The organism is Acinetobacter sp. YH12052, assembly GCF_013419835.1.
GTDB classification, from domain to species: Bacteria; Pseudomonadota; Gammaproteobacteria; order Pseudomonadales; family Moraxellaceae; genus Acinetobacter; species Acinetobacter amyesii.
Window position 1 is genome coordinate 185,108 of sequence record NZ_VOZI01000005.1, and the last position, 15,370, is coordinate 200,477.

A 15,370-nucleotide genomic window follows, 5' to 3' on the forward strand; every position below is an offset into this window, starting at 1 on the left:
TCTATATAAGGTATTTTAAAAGGACGTACTCATCTCGCCCTATTCTTGCCCACGGCTTTGTTTTGCCCAAAGGTTGGCAATCACACCACAGACCATCAACTGAATTTGGTGAAAGATCATAATCGGTAAAACTATCATCCCCATCGGCTGCCCAATAAATAAAATTTGTGCCATGGGCACGCCGCTCGCCAAGGTTTTTTTAGAACCACAAAAGAAAATCGTCTTTTGATCAGCTCGGCTAAAGCCCAACCAACGTGGTACATATAGCGCCAATAACATAATGATCGTTAACAAGGCAGAGCACGCCACAATCAATAGGAATAAGGTCATACCACTCACTTGATGCCATAGCCCTGCCACCACTGCACTACTGAATGCACCATAGACCACCATCAAAATTGAGCCCTGATCAAATACCTTCACGATTTTTGGCATTTTCTTCATATAAGGAAACACCCAAGGACGGAGGAGCTGCCCTAAAATGAAGGGAATCAGTAATAACAGGGTAATTTGGATAATAGATGCCGTCGGATCATAGTTATGTTGTGACTGACCAAGAATAAAATAGGCCACCATCACTGGGGTAATAAACATCCCAATAATATTTGAAAATGATGCACTACAGACTGCGCCAGCAACATTACCCTGTGCTACCGAAGTAAATGCAATAGAAGACTGTACTGTCGAAGGTAAAAAGCACATAAACAAAAAGCCCCAATACAACTCTTGCCCTAACATCGGCACGAGGATTGGTTTCGCCATTAAACCCAGTAATGGAAATAATGCAAAGGTAAAAGCAAAAACTAAAGCATGTAACTTCCAGTGCATAATGCCTTCAACCACAGCCTCACGAGATAACTTTGCACCATGGAGGAAAAATAAAATGGCAATTGCAGCCGTGGTAATATAGCCAAAGATTTCTGCAGCTTGACCACTAACAGGCAAAAAAGTCGCAAGTATGACCATTACAAAAAGTAGAATGGTAAAACGATCCAAAGCCAACATTTTTAGCATAACAACATCCTGTACAAATTTCCTTTTAAAGCTCATCGGCACAAAAATGCCCAATAAGCTAAATTTACCATTGAGTAAATTTCATCTTACTGGGCCATATAAATAAAGCCAGCTTTTCTCCGATATATTCATTATTTTAAACGTTGATAGTGAGCTCAACGCAAAAAAATTTATAAATAAGAATATTCAGAATTACAGATGACTTTATATTAATGATTGCACATTAATTATTTCGTGCATTTGAGTCTTGTTGGATCAACTCAATTTTATAGCCATCGGGATCTTCAACAAAGGCAATGACGGTCACACCACCTTTCATTGGTCCTGCTTCACGTACCACGTTTCCGCCACGTGCTTTAATTTCTTCACAAGCCTTGTAGGCATCATCTACTGCAATAGCAATATGGCCATAAGCGTTACCCAATTCATAACTCTCCGTATCCCAGTTATGCGTTAACTCGAGTACGGTATGATTTTCTTCATCACCATAGCCCACAAATGCCAAAGTAAAACGACCTTCTTCATAATCACGCTTACGAAGCAAAGTCATACCGAGTACTTCAGTATAGAACGCCAATGAACGCTCTAAATTGCCTACACGTAACATGGTATGCAGCATGCGCATAATCGAGTTTCCTAAATCTATCATTATGTTTGAATACTATAGGGATTTAACATGCAAAGTTCAATTTAAGTCTAGAGCACATATACCGCCTTATTTCAAATATCCTTGTCCAAAACCGTAGACCTGCTTAGGCTATTCAACAGCTTAGAATAAAAAAGCCCACTCAAACTGAATAGGCTTTTTTCAAGTTAAATTGAATTATGAACTGGATTTCTGTTCATGTTCTCTCAATAGTTTGGCGACCCAAACCACTAAAATTAAAATCGGAATACCAATTAGAGTTGTCATCAAGAAAAAGTTTGGATAACCGATATTGGTCACAATCGTACCTGAGTAACCGCCTAAAATTTTAGGGGTTAAGGTCATTAATGAACTAAAGATGGCATATTGAACAGCTGTGAAAGAAACACTGGTTAAGCTCGATAAAAATGCAATAAATGCCGCACCAGCAAGACCAGAAGCCAAGTTATCAACAATAATCGCAAAATACAGCCACAGCGAACTATAAGGCTTAATGACCTTACCTTTGATGTCCACATTCTGTTCAGCACTTGCTAAGTTAATCGGTTGAATATCAACACCAAGCACACCCGCCATATTGGCCGATGTATTCACTTGATATGCTAAATCGACACTCTTTTTCACCACATCATTTTCTAGTAGTTGAGCCGTTAATGTTTTTTGCTTTGCTGTTTCGAGCGCTTGACCTGGAATTGCAGCACTAAAAACACCAGTTTTATCAAGCTTCGCGTCGAATGGTTTAGCATCCAAAATAATTTGAATTTTTTGACTTTCTTTTAACTCGCCTGCCAAGTATTGTCCACGGACCACGATACTATTTGCAGTCTCTTGAGCTGAAATCATGTTATCTGAAGTCACTGGCAGCAACATCATTGCTGAGTTTGAAAAAGCATTATTCAAATACGGCAAACTCACCTGTACTGGATGTTGATTCTTAGACTGATAATCCGCACTGACTTTAATATTTTGATCTGCAGCCAAGACTGCTTTTGGAATTTGAACTGCCCAAGCACCCGTGTCATCCGGCGTCGCTGTATATTGCTGCCCTGCTACATTTACAATGACATCGCTTAATGGCTGACCTGATTTGACCAGACCGATAAAAATCAAGTTTGTTGAACTTGCTAAAATCGCACCAACAAACATCAATTTCATAATGTTCATGCGCTGCGCTAGCAAACCGCCAAGGAAGCCGCCAACCAAGCTAAAAATCACACCATAGACTTTTACAGCTTCAGCAATCTGCTCTTTGGTGAAGTTTAAATCTTGATAAAACACATTAGAAATGACGCCGGCGATAATATCGGAAATACGGTAAAAACCAATAAGTAACAACAGCACTAAAGCCAGTTTTAGACCATAACGCTTAAAAAAATCTGCAACTGGATTAACCCAAGTTTCAAATGCCATCTGCTTATTTACAGCACCTGATTTCACTAAAACAGAACCGACACCAAAAGCAACCATAGCTGAACCAATAAAGCGTACAGCCTCTAAACAAAACAATGCAAATGAGTCTGAAATTTGCCACTGCTCTTTCAAGCTTTCAACCGCAACACCTGAATAGATATAACTCAAAACAAAAGCAACCACCGCAGCAAAAAATACAGCGACTAAACGATAATAGTCGGTCCGTTTATAATGCTTTTGTACACGGTCAACCTGCGGCTCACGTATCGATAAAGTTGTGATAATACCGATAACCATTACAGCAGCCATTGCAAGGTAAGTATATTTCCAAGCTTCATAAATATAGTTACCTTTGGCCGTGCCTAAATATGCCGCCAAAAATAACGCCCCTGCACCTGCCACGATCATGCCGATACGATAACCTGCATTATAAGTCGAAGCTAAAACGGTCTGCATTTCAGTTTCTGCCAACTCAATACGATAAGCATCAATCACAATGTCTTGCGTTGCGGCAGAAAAACCTAGCAATACAGCGCCAGCGGCCATTTGGTAAATATAGCTTTGTCCTAAAGCAGGATCTGAAAATGCCATGATACAAATTGCACAGATAATGAGAACCTGAGCGATCAACAACCATGCACGGCGCCGTCCGAGTTGTTTAGTTAAAAATGGCACAGGCAACTCATCAATTAATGGCGCCCAAACAAACTTAAATGAGTAGCCAAGCGCTGCCCAACTAAAAAAAGTCACTGCACTTTTATCAATTCCTGCTTCACCTAACCAAAGCGATAAACTGGAAAAGATCAGTAAAATTGGGATACCGGCCGAAAAGCCAAGAAAAAGCATAATCAGCGCACGTCGGTCTAAAAATGCAGTAAAAGCAGATTTCCATCCTGAAGCTTGTGTTGTCATGACTCAGTTATTTTTGTCAAAATCGAATGTTGCTATTCAAGCGCTTAATGACAACGGTTTCAACAACATTTATGAAATCATTGTTTTATTTTATCGATATTTCGCATGCTGTTGCTTGATCTTTGGCATTAAACCTGTATACCTTAATTACATATCTCTATTCTTTAGTTTTTTGGATTCAACAGTGACCCAGCGACTTGAACAAATTCACTCTTCTTTATCAACCACCATTAATGAAACCAACACAAAAAACTTAGCAGAAACAGTAACGACACTAAAGAGCGCTTTTGATCAACCCGAAATACAGAATACTTTAACTAAAACCCAGTTGCAGCCGCTTCAGCTGACGCATACGCCTGAGCTTAAAAAAATACCGACGTCTACCAAGCGGATTAAACCACTCAATGACTTTTTAGGACAAGATCGTGCCCGAGCTTCGGTTGAAGCTGGCATTGCATTGCCCTATTCAGGCTATAACATTTTTGCTGTAGGTACCGCAGGCTTAGGTAAGCGCACCATGATTAAGCGCTTATTACAACAACACGCTAAAAATATGCCAACGCCTTCAGATTGGGTCTATGTCAATAATTTTAAGTTTCCGCGTGAACCAATTGCGCTAAAACTTCCTTCTGGTCAAGCGACAAAATTCCAAGCGTTATTACATCAAAGTTGGCAAACCATATTAAAACAGCTTGAACGTCGCTTCACCGCAGAAACCTATCACAATCGCATTGAAATGATTCGCCAACATGCTGGTGATGAACAACATCTTGCTTTAGTTGAATTAACCCGAGAAGGTGAAGAGCTCGATCTTAAACTGATTTCTCAGGATGATGACCATTGTTTCGTTCCCGTGCATTTGGTCGATAACAAATACCAAGAAATGTCCAAAGAAGACATCAATGCACTAAGCAGTAAACAACGAGCTGAAATTGCGTCAAACGTCCGTTATATGGATAAAAAACTTGAACGCCTTGGTCTACATCTTGGTGATCTTGAAGATGACGCACGCGATAAAGTTCAGGTTTTAAACCGTGAAATTGCTAAACAAGTTGTAATGCCGCGTATTGATCTAATTCAAAATAAATTCAGCATGGTTGAAGGCTTGGAAGATTATCTGAAGCAATATGCAGATGACATCATTCAAAATGTTGAGTTTGTGCTTGAGCAAGAAGAAGATGACTTTACACCCGGCCAATTTAACCGCGTGCCATCTCGCTACCAAGCTAACATTATCGCCACACACAAACCAAATGCTGGTGCGCCCGTTATTTTTGAAGATTTCCCAACCCATTACAATTTGCTAGGTCATGTCGAACAACTGACCCAAAATGGCACCATCACCACAGACTTTACATTAATCCGTCCTGGTGCACTGCATAAGGCCAATGGTGGATTCCTTATCTTGGAAGCTGAACAACTTTTAGAGCAGCCTTATGCATGGCAAGGTCTAAAACGTGCATTAAAGTCAGGACATTTAAAGCTGTCTTCACTTGAACATATGCTTACATTGACAGGCAGTATTTCGATTGAGCCTGAAGCTATTGATTTAAATATCAAAGTGATCCTGCTTGCTGAACCTGATATTTATTACGATATTTTAGAACTCGAACCAGAACTGGGCAGTGTCTTTAAAATTCGTGCCGATTTTACCGATACATTACAACGTAATGACATTAATGAGCAGGCATATATGCAGCTGATTGCTGACTATGTGCAAACAGACAAACTTCTGCCATTTGACCGTACAGCACTTGCTGCACTGTTAACTGATTCAAGTCGTCAAGCTGAAGATCAAAGCTCTTTGTCATTACATGCCCTCACCTTAGGTGATTTGATTCGTGAAGCACATCATCATGCAGCACTTGCTGGCGATAAAATGGTGACAGAAACACATATCAACACCGCTCTTGATCATCGTAAATACCGTCTAGGCTACTTACGTGAATTATATTGGCAAGATCTCACTCGCGGTACACAGTTAATCGAAACCAAAGGTCATCGATTCGGGCAGATTAACGCCCTCTCTGTGATTCAATATGCTGATGTTGAATTTGGTTTACCGTCACGTTTAACGGCTTCGGTTTATCAAGGTGGCGGCGATATTTTAGATATCGAGCGTAGTGTAGAACTCGGTGGTTCTCTGCATGCCAAAGGCGTCCTGCTGATGTCGAGTTTCTTAAAGGCACACTTTGGTCGTGAACAAATTTTACATTTTTCTGCTGCCCTTGCCTTTGAGCAAAGCTATGGCCAAGTAGATGGCGACAGCGCAACTGTTGCAGAGCTTTCAGCTCTTATTTCCGCTATTAGCCAATTACCGATCGATCAATCATGGGCAATCACTGGCTCAATGAACCAATTGGGTCAAGTTCAACCGATTGGTGGTGTAAATGCCAAGATTGAAGGCTTCTATGATGCATGTAAATTACAAGGGCTAACAGGCAAGCAAGGTGTGATTATTCCACGCCAAAATATGCAGCACTTGATGTTACGCAAAGATGTGATTGAAGCTGTGCAACAAGGTCAATTCCATATTCACGCCATAGATACCATTGACCAAGCTCTAGAAATTTTGATGGCGCGTCCAGTAGGCACTCTTGATAAAAAAGGTCGTTATAGCAAAGGCTCAATCTACGCTGCTGTCATGGAGCAACTTGAATACTGGCAAGCGATTGAAGATGGTGCTGAGTTTGAGGAAGAAGAGCCAAAGAAAAAGAAAAAAAAGAAGAAGTCAAAAAAGGACAAAGATAAAAAGGCAAAGAAGTCTGAAGCTCAAGACAGTACTGCTAAAAATGGGACTGCTGAAAACGAGCAACGTGTTGAAGAAAGTCCGACTGAAGACAATCCGTCATAAATGTTCGATTAGATTATTCATTTGTTGATTTTTCCACCATTCATTGCACTTTAAATGCCTTTGAAATGGTGGAAAAACGCATAACCCCAGACTTTTTAGATAATTAAGTCATAAAAAAAGCGCCTTAAAGGCGCTATTTTTTATCTGTATCCAATGATTAAAATCATCAAATACATATCCAATTAAGCTTCCGGAGCTGGGCTATATTGTTCAACTAAAGGTTGTAATTCACCTTTTTGGAACATATCAAGCATAATGTCGCTACCACCGATCAACTCACCATTGATCCATAATTGTGGGAAAGTCGGCCAGTTTGCAATTTGTGGAAGAGTTGCGCGAATATCTTGATTTTCAAGAATATTTACATAAGCAAACGGACGACCAATTTGACTGAGCGCTTCTACTGCACGCGCAGAGAAACCACACTGTGGAAACTGTGGAGTGCCTTTCATGTAAAGTAGAACTGCGTGTTTAGCAATTTGGTCACGAATTAACGCTTCTGTATCGCGTGCTTGTTCAGTCATTGATATATCCTCAATAAATCTGCTTCGCATTATACCCAAAACTGAGTAAAACAATATGACTAAAGCAATATTTCACGTTTTATTTACATTTCAGCTTTTCAAGTGAGTCATATTTTGCTTATATAGACCTCTTGATGCTCATATATATATGGCGTCTCCTCTATATTATTTCAATCACCTGACAAATTAGAGTTAGTCATGAATAACATTACCCTTGCCCCAGTACAAACTGATCAACCATCGCACTTGATGCCAGTATTTGGCCGCCAACCGATCAGCTTTGTCCGAGGTCAAGGTGCTCACCTGTATACCGCAGATGGCACAGAATACTTAGACGCACTGACAGGGATAGCTGTTTGTGGTTTAGGTCACTCACATCCTGCAATTACAGCTGCAATTGCTGAACAGGCAGCGACCCTCATTCATACCAGTAACTTATTTGAAGTGCCTTGGCAAACGGCTGCTGCGCAAAAATTAGCTGAAGTTGCGGGTATGGAAGAAGTTTTCTTCTCAAATAGTGGTGCAGAATCAAATGAAGGTGCAATCAAAATTGCACGTAAATTTGGTCATATGCAAGGTGTTGCAAGCCCTAAAATTATTGTTGCTGATCATTCATTCCATGGTCGTACCATGGCGACATTATCTGCAACAGGTAACAAAAAAGTTCAGGAAGGTTTTGGCCCACTGGTTGAAGGTTTCATTCGTGTGCCTTTCGGTGATATTGAAGCAATTGAAGAAGCTGCAATTCACCACCCTGACATCGTAGCGATTTTGGTTGAGCCGATCCAAGGTGAAGGTGGTGTAAATACTGCACCTCAGGGTTTTAGCTACCTAGAAGAAATTCGTCAAATCTGTAATCAGCACAACTGGTTAATGATGCTTGATGAAGTGCAAACAGGTAATGGTCGTACAGGTAAATACTTTGCGTATCAACACACTAATATTGTTCCTGATGTGCTAACTACAGCTAAAGGTCTGGGTAATGGCTTCCCTATCGGCGCAGTCATGACTCAAGGTCGTGGTGTTGGCGTTTTAACAGCGGGTAACCACGGTTCAACTTATAGCGGTACAGCATTAGGTTCACGTGTGGTTTATACCGTGATTGATACCATTCAAAAAGAAAACCTTGTTGAAAATGCTGCAAATATGGGTGCGTATCTTGTTGAGCAATTCACAGAGCAACTTTCAGAGCAAAACGTGACTGTTCGTGGTTTTGGTTTGATGGTCGGTATTGAATTACCAAAAGCATGTGGCGAACTTGTGAATATTGCTCGTGATGAGCATCACTTGATTATTAACGTAACAGCAGGCTCAGTGATTCGTTTATTGCCTACGCTGAATATCAATAAAGAACAAGCGGATATCTTGATTGAACGCATTGTTAAAATGGTGAAAAACTTTCTAGCGTAATTTGTGCCGAAAGTAAAAAAGCCGCTGATTGCGGCTTTTTTTATATCTTTTTAAACCTTTTTTGTTTTTATGAGGCTTCTTGGTATACACGTCCGCCTGGTAATTGACTGAAATACAATTTTAATGCATCTAGGCAACGATGAATTTTAGTAGGCTGTTGATCACGTTTAGACATCACCGCATATAGAGTAAATGATGGTAAACGCCATTCTGGTAAAACTTCAACAAGAGAACCGTTTAATAAGTCTTTTTGCGTATCTAGATATAATATTCTTGCAATGCCATGTCCTTGTTGACACATTGCTTTTGCAGCAAATACATTATTTGTTGTAAATCGGGAGTGCACATCCAATGCAACCTGCTCTTTAGTCACTGCATTTTCAAATGCAAAATGCTGAAAGTTTTTAACCAAATTTATTTGAACCATATCATGATTTTGTAAATCTTCTGGTCGTGTAATTAAACTGGTTTGGTTGATATAGCTTGGTGCTGCAACGAGAACTTGTTCAACATGTGCCAATGGCACCACATGAAACTGTTGATCATCAATTTTTGAACTCATGCGTAGCGCAATATCAATGCGGCCATCAATTAAGTCGATATATTGATTATCTGCTTCTAGATGAACGGATAAACCGCGATGTGCCGACATCCAATGTGACAATGCAGGAATCACATGATTCGCACAAATTTCTGGTGTCGATGCAATACGTAATTCACCGACTAAGTCGTCACGAAGTTCATTGATACGAATTTTGCCGCGCTCTGCGGCAGATAGCATCTCTTGGCAACTATGAAAAAAAGCTTGTCCAGCTTCTGTCAAACTTAACTTACGTGTTGAACGATGTAAAAGAATGACTTCCATATCCTGCTCTAGTGAGCGGATTTGCTGACTCACGGCACTCGTGGTAATACCTAACTCACGAGCAGCACCGCTAAACGAATTTTTTTCCACAACGCAAGCAAAGACACCCATTGCTCGAAGTTGATCTAACATAAATTTCCCTCATAAACTTATGAGAAGCTTCATCTTTCGATAAAAGCAACTCATTGTATTATACGGGGATATTTTGCTTTTGCATTATATATTTAATTATTTGGTAAAACTGCAGTTGGATTGATTGGTTTACCATCTAAACGCACTTGGAACTCAAGCATCGTGCGGTTGGTACCTGATGAACCCATCTCACCAATTTGCTGCCCTGCTTTCACAGTATCGCCACTTTTGACATTCATTTTACTGTTATGTGCATATGCGGTGATATAGCCATTAATATGCTTGACCAAAATTAAATTGCCGTACTCTTTAAGACCATCGGCGGCATAGACCACTTGACCATCAGCTGCTGCAAAAATAGGATCACCTGTATTACCTGCGTAACGTGTTCCTTTCACATTTGATGCTAAATTATAGCCTTGTAATACCGTAGGACGCGATACTGGACTCACCCAACGTAAACTTGAAGAACTGACCACAGGCGTTGGAACTGTAGTTCGCGTCACTGTCGATGGAGTGGTTGAAGCTTGAGTCACGGGCGCTGTTTGCGTTGGCATTGCAATCGTTTGGCGTTGAATTGGTGCCGCTTGAGTCATGGCTTGTGTAGACGTCGTACGACGAGAGCCACTATTTTTAAGGCGAATGGATTGTCCAACATAGATGCGATAAGGCTGGGCAATATCGTTCATTTCTGCGATGCTGACATAGCTCAAGCCATAGCGAGCTGCAATGCCACTTAAAGTATCTCCCGAACGAACTGTATAATAATCCGGAGCAGTCGCATAACGGGTCGCATTATTAATTTGTGGTTTTGACGCACAGCCAGTCATGACCAAAGTTGTAACCACAGCAGCAGATAAAACAAGGGTCTTAAATAATGCTGCAGGAGCGGTAATAACGCGATATTGTGACACCAGGGACATCATCTTCCTCACTAATAATTCAAATATAGTCATTATGAATGGGCTAAGATTAGCAAAAATCCACTCTAAAAAAGTTGCGGCATAACCATTTTCACAAAGTTATAACATTAATACTTAAGATTTAGATAACTCTGAGTGCAAGTTATTCAAAATCTCATAGTTTGTAGCATCCATTTGTATAGGCGTTACACTGACATAACCATTTGCAACTGCAAAGAAGTCTGATTCGATATGCGTTAAGCCTTTTTTAGGCTCTGCCACAGCCTCACCTGCCAAGCCAATCCAATAGACTTGACGACCACGCGGGTCTACATGACTGGTAATCGGTTTGGACTGTAAACGTCGCCCTTGATAGGTCACTTTAGTGCCTTGAAGTTCAGCGACATCTGGAATATTGATATTAAAAATATGTCGTGCAGGTAGCGCAGGTAAGCCATTGGCAATAAAGTCATGCACCCATTGTGCAGCTACGGCATAATCTTCAGGGTTGTTATAACTACGCACATTCGGCCCAGCCAAAGACACGGCTAGCGCAGGTTGTTTCATTAGACGACCTTCAAATGCGGCACCGACCGTCCCTGAATACAGCACATCATCACCCAGATTTGCGCCACTATTGATTCCACTCACCACCAAATCAAATTCAAAATCGAACAGACCATTCATTGATAAATACACACAGTCCGCAGGTGTGCCATTTACCGCCCACATATTTGGTGCAATTTCGACAGGTCGTAATGGTCGATCTAAAGTCAGTGCACTTGAAAAACCACTGCGTTCACTTTCAGGTGCAACAATCACCACACGACCGAGAGGACGCAATGCATGTGCTAAAGCTTGGATACCGGGAGCAAAAACGCCATCATCATTGGCAATTAATATATTCACAACTAAATTTCCATTACTAAAAAATTAAAAATGACTCGCAAGAACATTTTATTGAAATATATGAATAATTATATATATTTACATTTCAACATCCAGCATAAATGTGTGTGTACAAAATGAATAAAACCGTAGCACTTCGTGGTTTATTGGGCTTTGCTCTAGCAGCTTGCATGACTCAAACTGTGGTCGCAGACAATGACTTCACTCAAGAAGAAGCCAATACCATCGTAAAAGAAGACATTGCATCTGCACAAGTCATGTTAGAAGTATGCCCTGCGATTATTGGTCAAAATGCAAAATTTGATGCCAACATTCAAGCACTCACTAAAACATATCTTGCTGATTATTCTGATAAATCAATGACTTTAGAAAAACTACAGTCTGACAGCGAATATAAATCAGTTCTTGAAGAAGCACGTCAAGCTGCTAAAGAAACTGATAAAGCTGAACAAAAATCAGTTTGTGATGACGTTTTAAATTATGAAGGTTAATTGATCATTCAGATTTGGACGCCCTCTCAATAGGTTAGTCCTAATTGCATCAAACCTGCCAAAAAAGGATGACGCTTTATAGCCTCATCCTTTTTTCTTTCACAATGTATTGATTTCTAAACAGCTTCAATACAATTTTCTACTGATCTCTACCCAAAATATGATTAAGCTTGGCTAATAAATTTTAGCTATTTGATATCTTTTAGGTTATTTAACAGGTTATTTAAATGAAAAACTCTTTTGTAAAATCTCTTTGTGCCCTTAGCCTTTCTGCTTTTGCGTTCACCACCATGTCTGCACATGCCGCAGATGAAAAAATTGAAGTGACTCCTACACCTCAAGTGACCAGTCAAGAACTTGCAGCTATTTATGTACTTTCTGAAGTTTGTCCAAAACTGGTGAATGACAAAGATCAGCCGAAGTTTGAAGCGGGTTATGCAAAATTAGCCAAAGAATATATGCCGAATGAAAAGAACCCTGTAAATGCCTTACAACAGCTCAGCAAACAAAAAAGTTTTAAAGAAGCTTTAAAAGAAGCGCAGTCTGATGCGAAGAAAGCTGGCGATAAGAAAAATGGTACGATTTGCAAAGAATTGACTGCTTACAGCAAATAATACCAATTGGTTACAATACTTTTAAAATAAGCGCTTGCACCCCATAGCAGTCCGCCTAGCTTTGTCCTAAAATGCTAGGCTCTTTGTGCTTATACCTAAGTTATTGGAACCCCCCAGAATGACCCGAAAAACCGCCCTTGCCGCATTACTACTTGCACCTAGTTTTTCATTCGCGGCAACTGTCCTTTCTGCACCACCTGAATTAAATAATAAATCTTATGTGCTGATGGACTATGAGACAGGGCAAATCCTTGCTTCTAAAAATGAAAACGAAAAATTAGCTCCTGCTTCAATGACAAAAATGATGACCAGTTACATCATTGAGCAAAAGTTATTAAGCGGTGAACTAACTGAAAATGAAAAAGTACGTATGAATGAGTCGGCTTGGTGTCGCGGCAGCAGCACTGAGTCATGTATGTACGTTCCGCTCAACGGTACTGCAACTGCATTAGAAATGTTACGTGGCATTATCATTCAGTCGGGTAACGATGCTTCTAAAGCTATGGCAGAACATATTGCTGGCAATGAAGGCACCTTTGCCCACATGATGAACCAAGAAGCGAAACGTATTGGCATGGTGAATACTCAATTCATCAATGCGACAGGTATGCCAGCTGAAGGTCATTTCTCGACTGCCAAAGATATGGCGACTCTTGCGCAACATATCATTCATGACAGTTCAAAATACTATCCGATCTACTCTGAAAAAGAATTTACGTTCAATGGCATTAAGCAAGGCAACCGTAATGCCCTGCTTTATACTGACCCAAGTGTAGATGGTTTAAAAACTGGTCATACTGAAGAAGCTGGCTACTGCTTAACGACTTCAGCTAAACGTGGTCCTTTACGTTTAATTTCAGTGATCTTTGGTGCGCCAAGCATGAACGAACGTGCATCTCAAACACGTGAAATTTTAGCTTGGGGTTATGCAAACTTTGAAACTGTAAAAGTTCAACCTGCTAAACAAGTGCTTGCAAAAGCAAAAGTTTGGTACGGTAAAGACAATGAAGTTCAAGTAGGTCTAGCTGAAAACTTTAACGTGACGATGCCTAAAGGCGAAGCGAACGCCATTAAAACTCAATTGGTTGTTCAACCTAAATTGACTGCTCCTTTAAAACAAGGTCAAGTGGTTGGTAAATACGTTGCAACGCTTAATGGCAAAGTCATTGCTGAAAAACCACTTGTAGCTCTACAAAATGTCGAAGAAGCTGGTTTCTTTGCAAAAATGATTGATCACATCAAACAATTCTTTAGTAACTTATTCTAAATTTGATGAAAACTCGATATTAAGACTAAAGTGAAAGCATCTAGATTTCGGTCTAGGTGCTTTTTTATTTTATACTGCCTAAAAACCTGTAGATGACTTTCCTATGAGCCAAAACATTCGCCCTTATTTAGACACTGTTCCACGTATTGCTGACTCTTGCTATATCGATGAAATGTCAGTGGTGATTGGCGATGTTGTATTGGCTGAAAATGTCTCTGTTTGGCCATTTGCTGTGATTCGTGGTGATGTAAACCATATTCGTATTGGTAAAAACTCTAATGTGCAAGATCACTCAATGTTGCATGTGAGTCATAAAAAAGCCGATAAACCTGAGGGTTCTCCACTGATTATTGGTGAAGATGTGACGATTGGTCATCACGTGAAATTACACGGTTGTACCATTGGTAATCGTGTTTTAGTCGGTATAGGTACGATTATTTTAGATGATGTACTTGTTGAAGATGATGTGATGATTGGTGCTGGTTCACTTGTTCCACCAAATAAGGTTTTGGAAAGTGGTTATTTATATGTGGGCAGTCCAGTCAAAAAAGTCCGCCCACTAACCGATAAAGAAAAAGCATTTTTACCGTATTCAGCGCAGAATTATGTGAAGGTGTCGAATAATTATCTTGATCAAAATAAATAATATACGCATTCGTTTTTAGTTTTAACAGTTCCAGCTTATGTCTCAATGCTTCATTGACAGACAAATTCAAATACAGAGTAACTCTTTAATGTTGATTAAACCTTATACTTTATTAATTACTAGAATATTTTTTGCAGGCGTAATTTTAACCTCTAACACTGCTTTTGCGAATTCAACGCAGTGTAAAGATGATTATGAAAAAATCATTGCCAAAGAAATTAAAGATATCGGCACAGCCTTGAATAAGGGTAATTATGCATTAATCACCGAAAAAACAGATTCATCTATTATCAATTATGCAGGTGGTAAAGATAAATATAATGCCATATTAGAACTTGCTGCAAACTCCTTTAAACAAAATAAAATATATGTCTCTCAAGTTGACACTCATCCTCCAAAACAAAGTTATATCATTGGTAGAAATGAGTTTTGTGCCATACCCAAACAAGTCACGATTTCTATGAATGGCCGAAAAATGACAGGTGATCTTTCCTTCATGCTTGCAGTACGTCCAATTGAAAGTAAGGAGTGGAAATACATTGATGGTGCGGGTCTGCAAAAGAATCCTGATATGATTTACACACTATTCCCAGATTTTCCTCGAGATAGTAAAATTCCCTTCATTGAATAAAAATTAAATATTTAACATTAGATTTCTTTCATAAGTCATTTTTCACTCAGCTCCAAGTTATAAATTCCAGCAATTAGATTGAATCTTAATGCTAGTCTTTTGCCTCGATTGCGATATCGCTCAGCAAGAATTTTGAAGGTTTT

The 15,370-nt window shown here is 39.8% G+C and carries 14 protein-coding genes and 1 pseudogene; 7 read left to right on the forward strand and 8 right to left on the reverse strand.

The window, feature by feature from the left end:
• Positions 1-39: 39 nt before the first annotated feature.
• The 3 genes from FTU06_RS05450 to FTU06_RS05460 all read right to left on the reverse strand — a co-directional run bounded on the left by FTU06_RS05450 (position 40) and on the right by FTU06_RS05460 (position 3,982).
• Positions 40-1,014, reverse strand: coding sequence for a bile acid:sodium symporter family protein (locus FTU06_RS05450; RefSeq protein WP_180026456.1), 975 nt, complete (start codon positions 1,012-1,014; stop codon positions 40-42).
• Positions 1,015-1,237: 223 nt separating this feature from the next.
• Positions 1,238-1,639 carry a lactoylglutathione lyase gene (gloA, locus tag FTU06_RS05455; protein WP_078191833.1) on the reverse strand — a complete coding sequence of 134 codons (402 nt, stop codon included), beginning with the start codon at positions 1,637-1,639 and terminating at the stop codon, positions 1,238-1,240.
• Positions 1,640-1,837: 198 nt separating this feature from the next.
• Positions 1,838-3,982: an MFS transporter gene (locus FTU06_RS05460; protein ID WP_180145408.1), complete on the reverse strand. Its 2,145-nt coding sequence runs from the start codon at positions 3,980-3,982 to the stop codon at positions 1,838-1,840.
• Between the two features lie 205 nt (positions 3,983-4,187).
• Between FTU06_RS05460 and FTU06_RS05465 the strand changes: the two genes are divergently transcribed.
• Entirely contained in the window at positions 4,188-6,836 is a 2,649-nt protein-coding gene (locus FTU06_RS05465) for a Lon protease family protein (RefSeq protein ID WP_373684693.1), read from the forward strand.
• Positions 6,837-7,018: 182 nt separating this feature from the next.
• Here FTU06_RS05465 and grxD read toward each other — a convergent pair whose 3' ends face one another.
• The gene (gene grxD / locus FTU06_RS05470; RefSeq protein ID WP_067762767.1) at positions 7,019-7,360 is read right to left on the reverse strand and encodes a Grx4 family monothiol glutaredoxin; all 342 of its coding nucleotides are present in this window, start codon (positions 7,358-7,360) and stop codon (positions 7,019-7,021) included.
• A gap of 198 nt (positions 7,361-7,558) precedes the next feature.
• Between grxD and FTU06_RS05475 the strand changes: the two genes are divergently transcribed.
• On the forward strand, positions 7,559-8,770 hold the full coding sequence (locus FTU06_RS05475; RefSeq protein ID WP_180010405.1) for an aspartate aminotransferase family protein: 1,212 nt from the start codon (positions 7,559-7,561) through the stop codon (positions 8,768-8,770).
• Positions 8,771-8,837: 67 nt separating this feature from the next.
• Here the strand turns inward: FTU06_RS05475 and FTU06_RS05480 are convergent, their stop codons facing one another.
• The 3 genes from FTU06_RS05480 to surE form a co-directional block, all read right to left on the reverse strand.
• Positions 8,838-9,767: a LysR family transcriptional regulator gene (locus FTU06_RS05480; RefSeq protein WP_180004878.1), complete on the reverse strand. Its 930-nt coding sequence runs from the start codon at positions 9,765-9,767 to the stop codon at positions 8,838-8,840.
• Between the two features lie 92 nt (positions 9,768-9,859).
• Positions 9,860-10,690, reverse strand: coding sequence for a peptidoglycan DD-metalloendopeptidase family protein (locus FTU06_RS05485; protein WP_180010411.1), 831 nt, complete (start codon positions 10,688-10,690; stop codon positions 9,860-9,862).
• 114 nt (positions 10,691-10,804) lie between these two features.
• A complete protein-coding gene (gene surE / locus FTU06_RS05490) occupies positions 10,805-11,578 on the reverse strand; it encodes a 5'/3'-nucleotidase SurE (RefSeq protein ID WP_078190173.1) in 774 nt (257 codons plus the stop codon).
• Positions 11,579-11,694: 116 nt separating this feature from the next.
• Between surE and FTU06_RS05495 the strand changes: the two genes are divergently transcribed.
• The 5 genes from FTU06_RS05495 (at position 11,695) to FTU06_RS05515 (ending at position 15,227) form a co-directional block, all read left to right on the forward strand.
• Positions 11,695-12,069 carry an MCR_0457 family protein gene (locus tag FTU06_RS05495; protein WP_168377836.1) on the forward strand — a complete coding sequence of 125 codons (375 nt, stop codon included), beginning with the start codon at positions 11,695-11,697 and terminating at the stop codon, positions 12,067-12,069.
• A gap of 227 nt (positions 12,070-12,296) precedes the next feature.
• Complete coding sequence (locus tag FTU06_RS05500) at positions 12,297-12,683, forward strand: MCR_0457 family protein (RefSeq protein WP_168377837.1); 387 nt, start codon at positions 12,297-12,299, stop codon at positions 12,681-12,683.
• 118 nt (positions 12,684-12,801) lie between these two features.
• Positions 12,802-13,950, forward strand: coding sequence for a D-alanyl-D-alanine carboxypeptidase PBP5/6 (dacC, locus tag FTU06_RS05505; protein ID WP_078191838.1), 1,149 nt, complete (start codon positions 12,802-12,804; stop codon positions 13,948-13,950).
• A 103-nt stretch (positions 13,951-14,053) separates the two neighbouring features.
• Positions 14,054-14,596 (forward strand): gamma carbonic anhydrase family protein, encoded by a 543-nt coding sequence (locus FTU06_RS05510; protein ID WP_180010407.1) that lies wholly within the window; start codon positions 14,054-14,056, stop codon positions 14,594-14,596.
• An 88-nt stretch (positions 14,597-14,684) separates the two neighbouring features.
• The gene (locus FTU06_RS05515; RefSeq protein WP_180065471.1) at positions 14,685-15,227 is read left to right on the forward strand and encodes a hypothetical protein; all 543 of its coding nucleotides are present in this window, start codon (positions 14,685-14,687) and stop codon (positions 15,225-15,227) included.
• A gap of 35 nt (positions 15,228-15,262) precedes the next feature.
• Here FTU06_RS05515 and FTU06_RS05520 read toward each other — a convergent pair.
• A pseudogene (locus tag FTU06_RS05520) lies at positions 15,263-15,370 on the reverse strand (IS5/IS1182 family transposase); the annotation flags it as partial.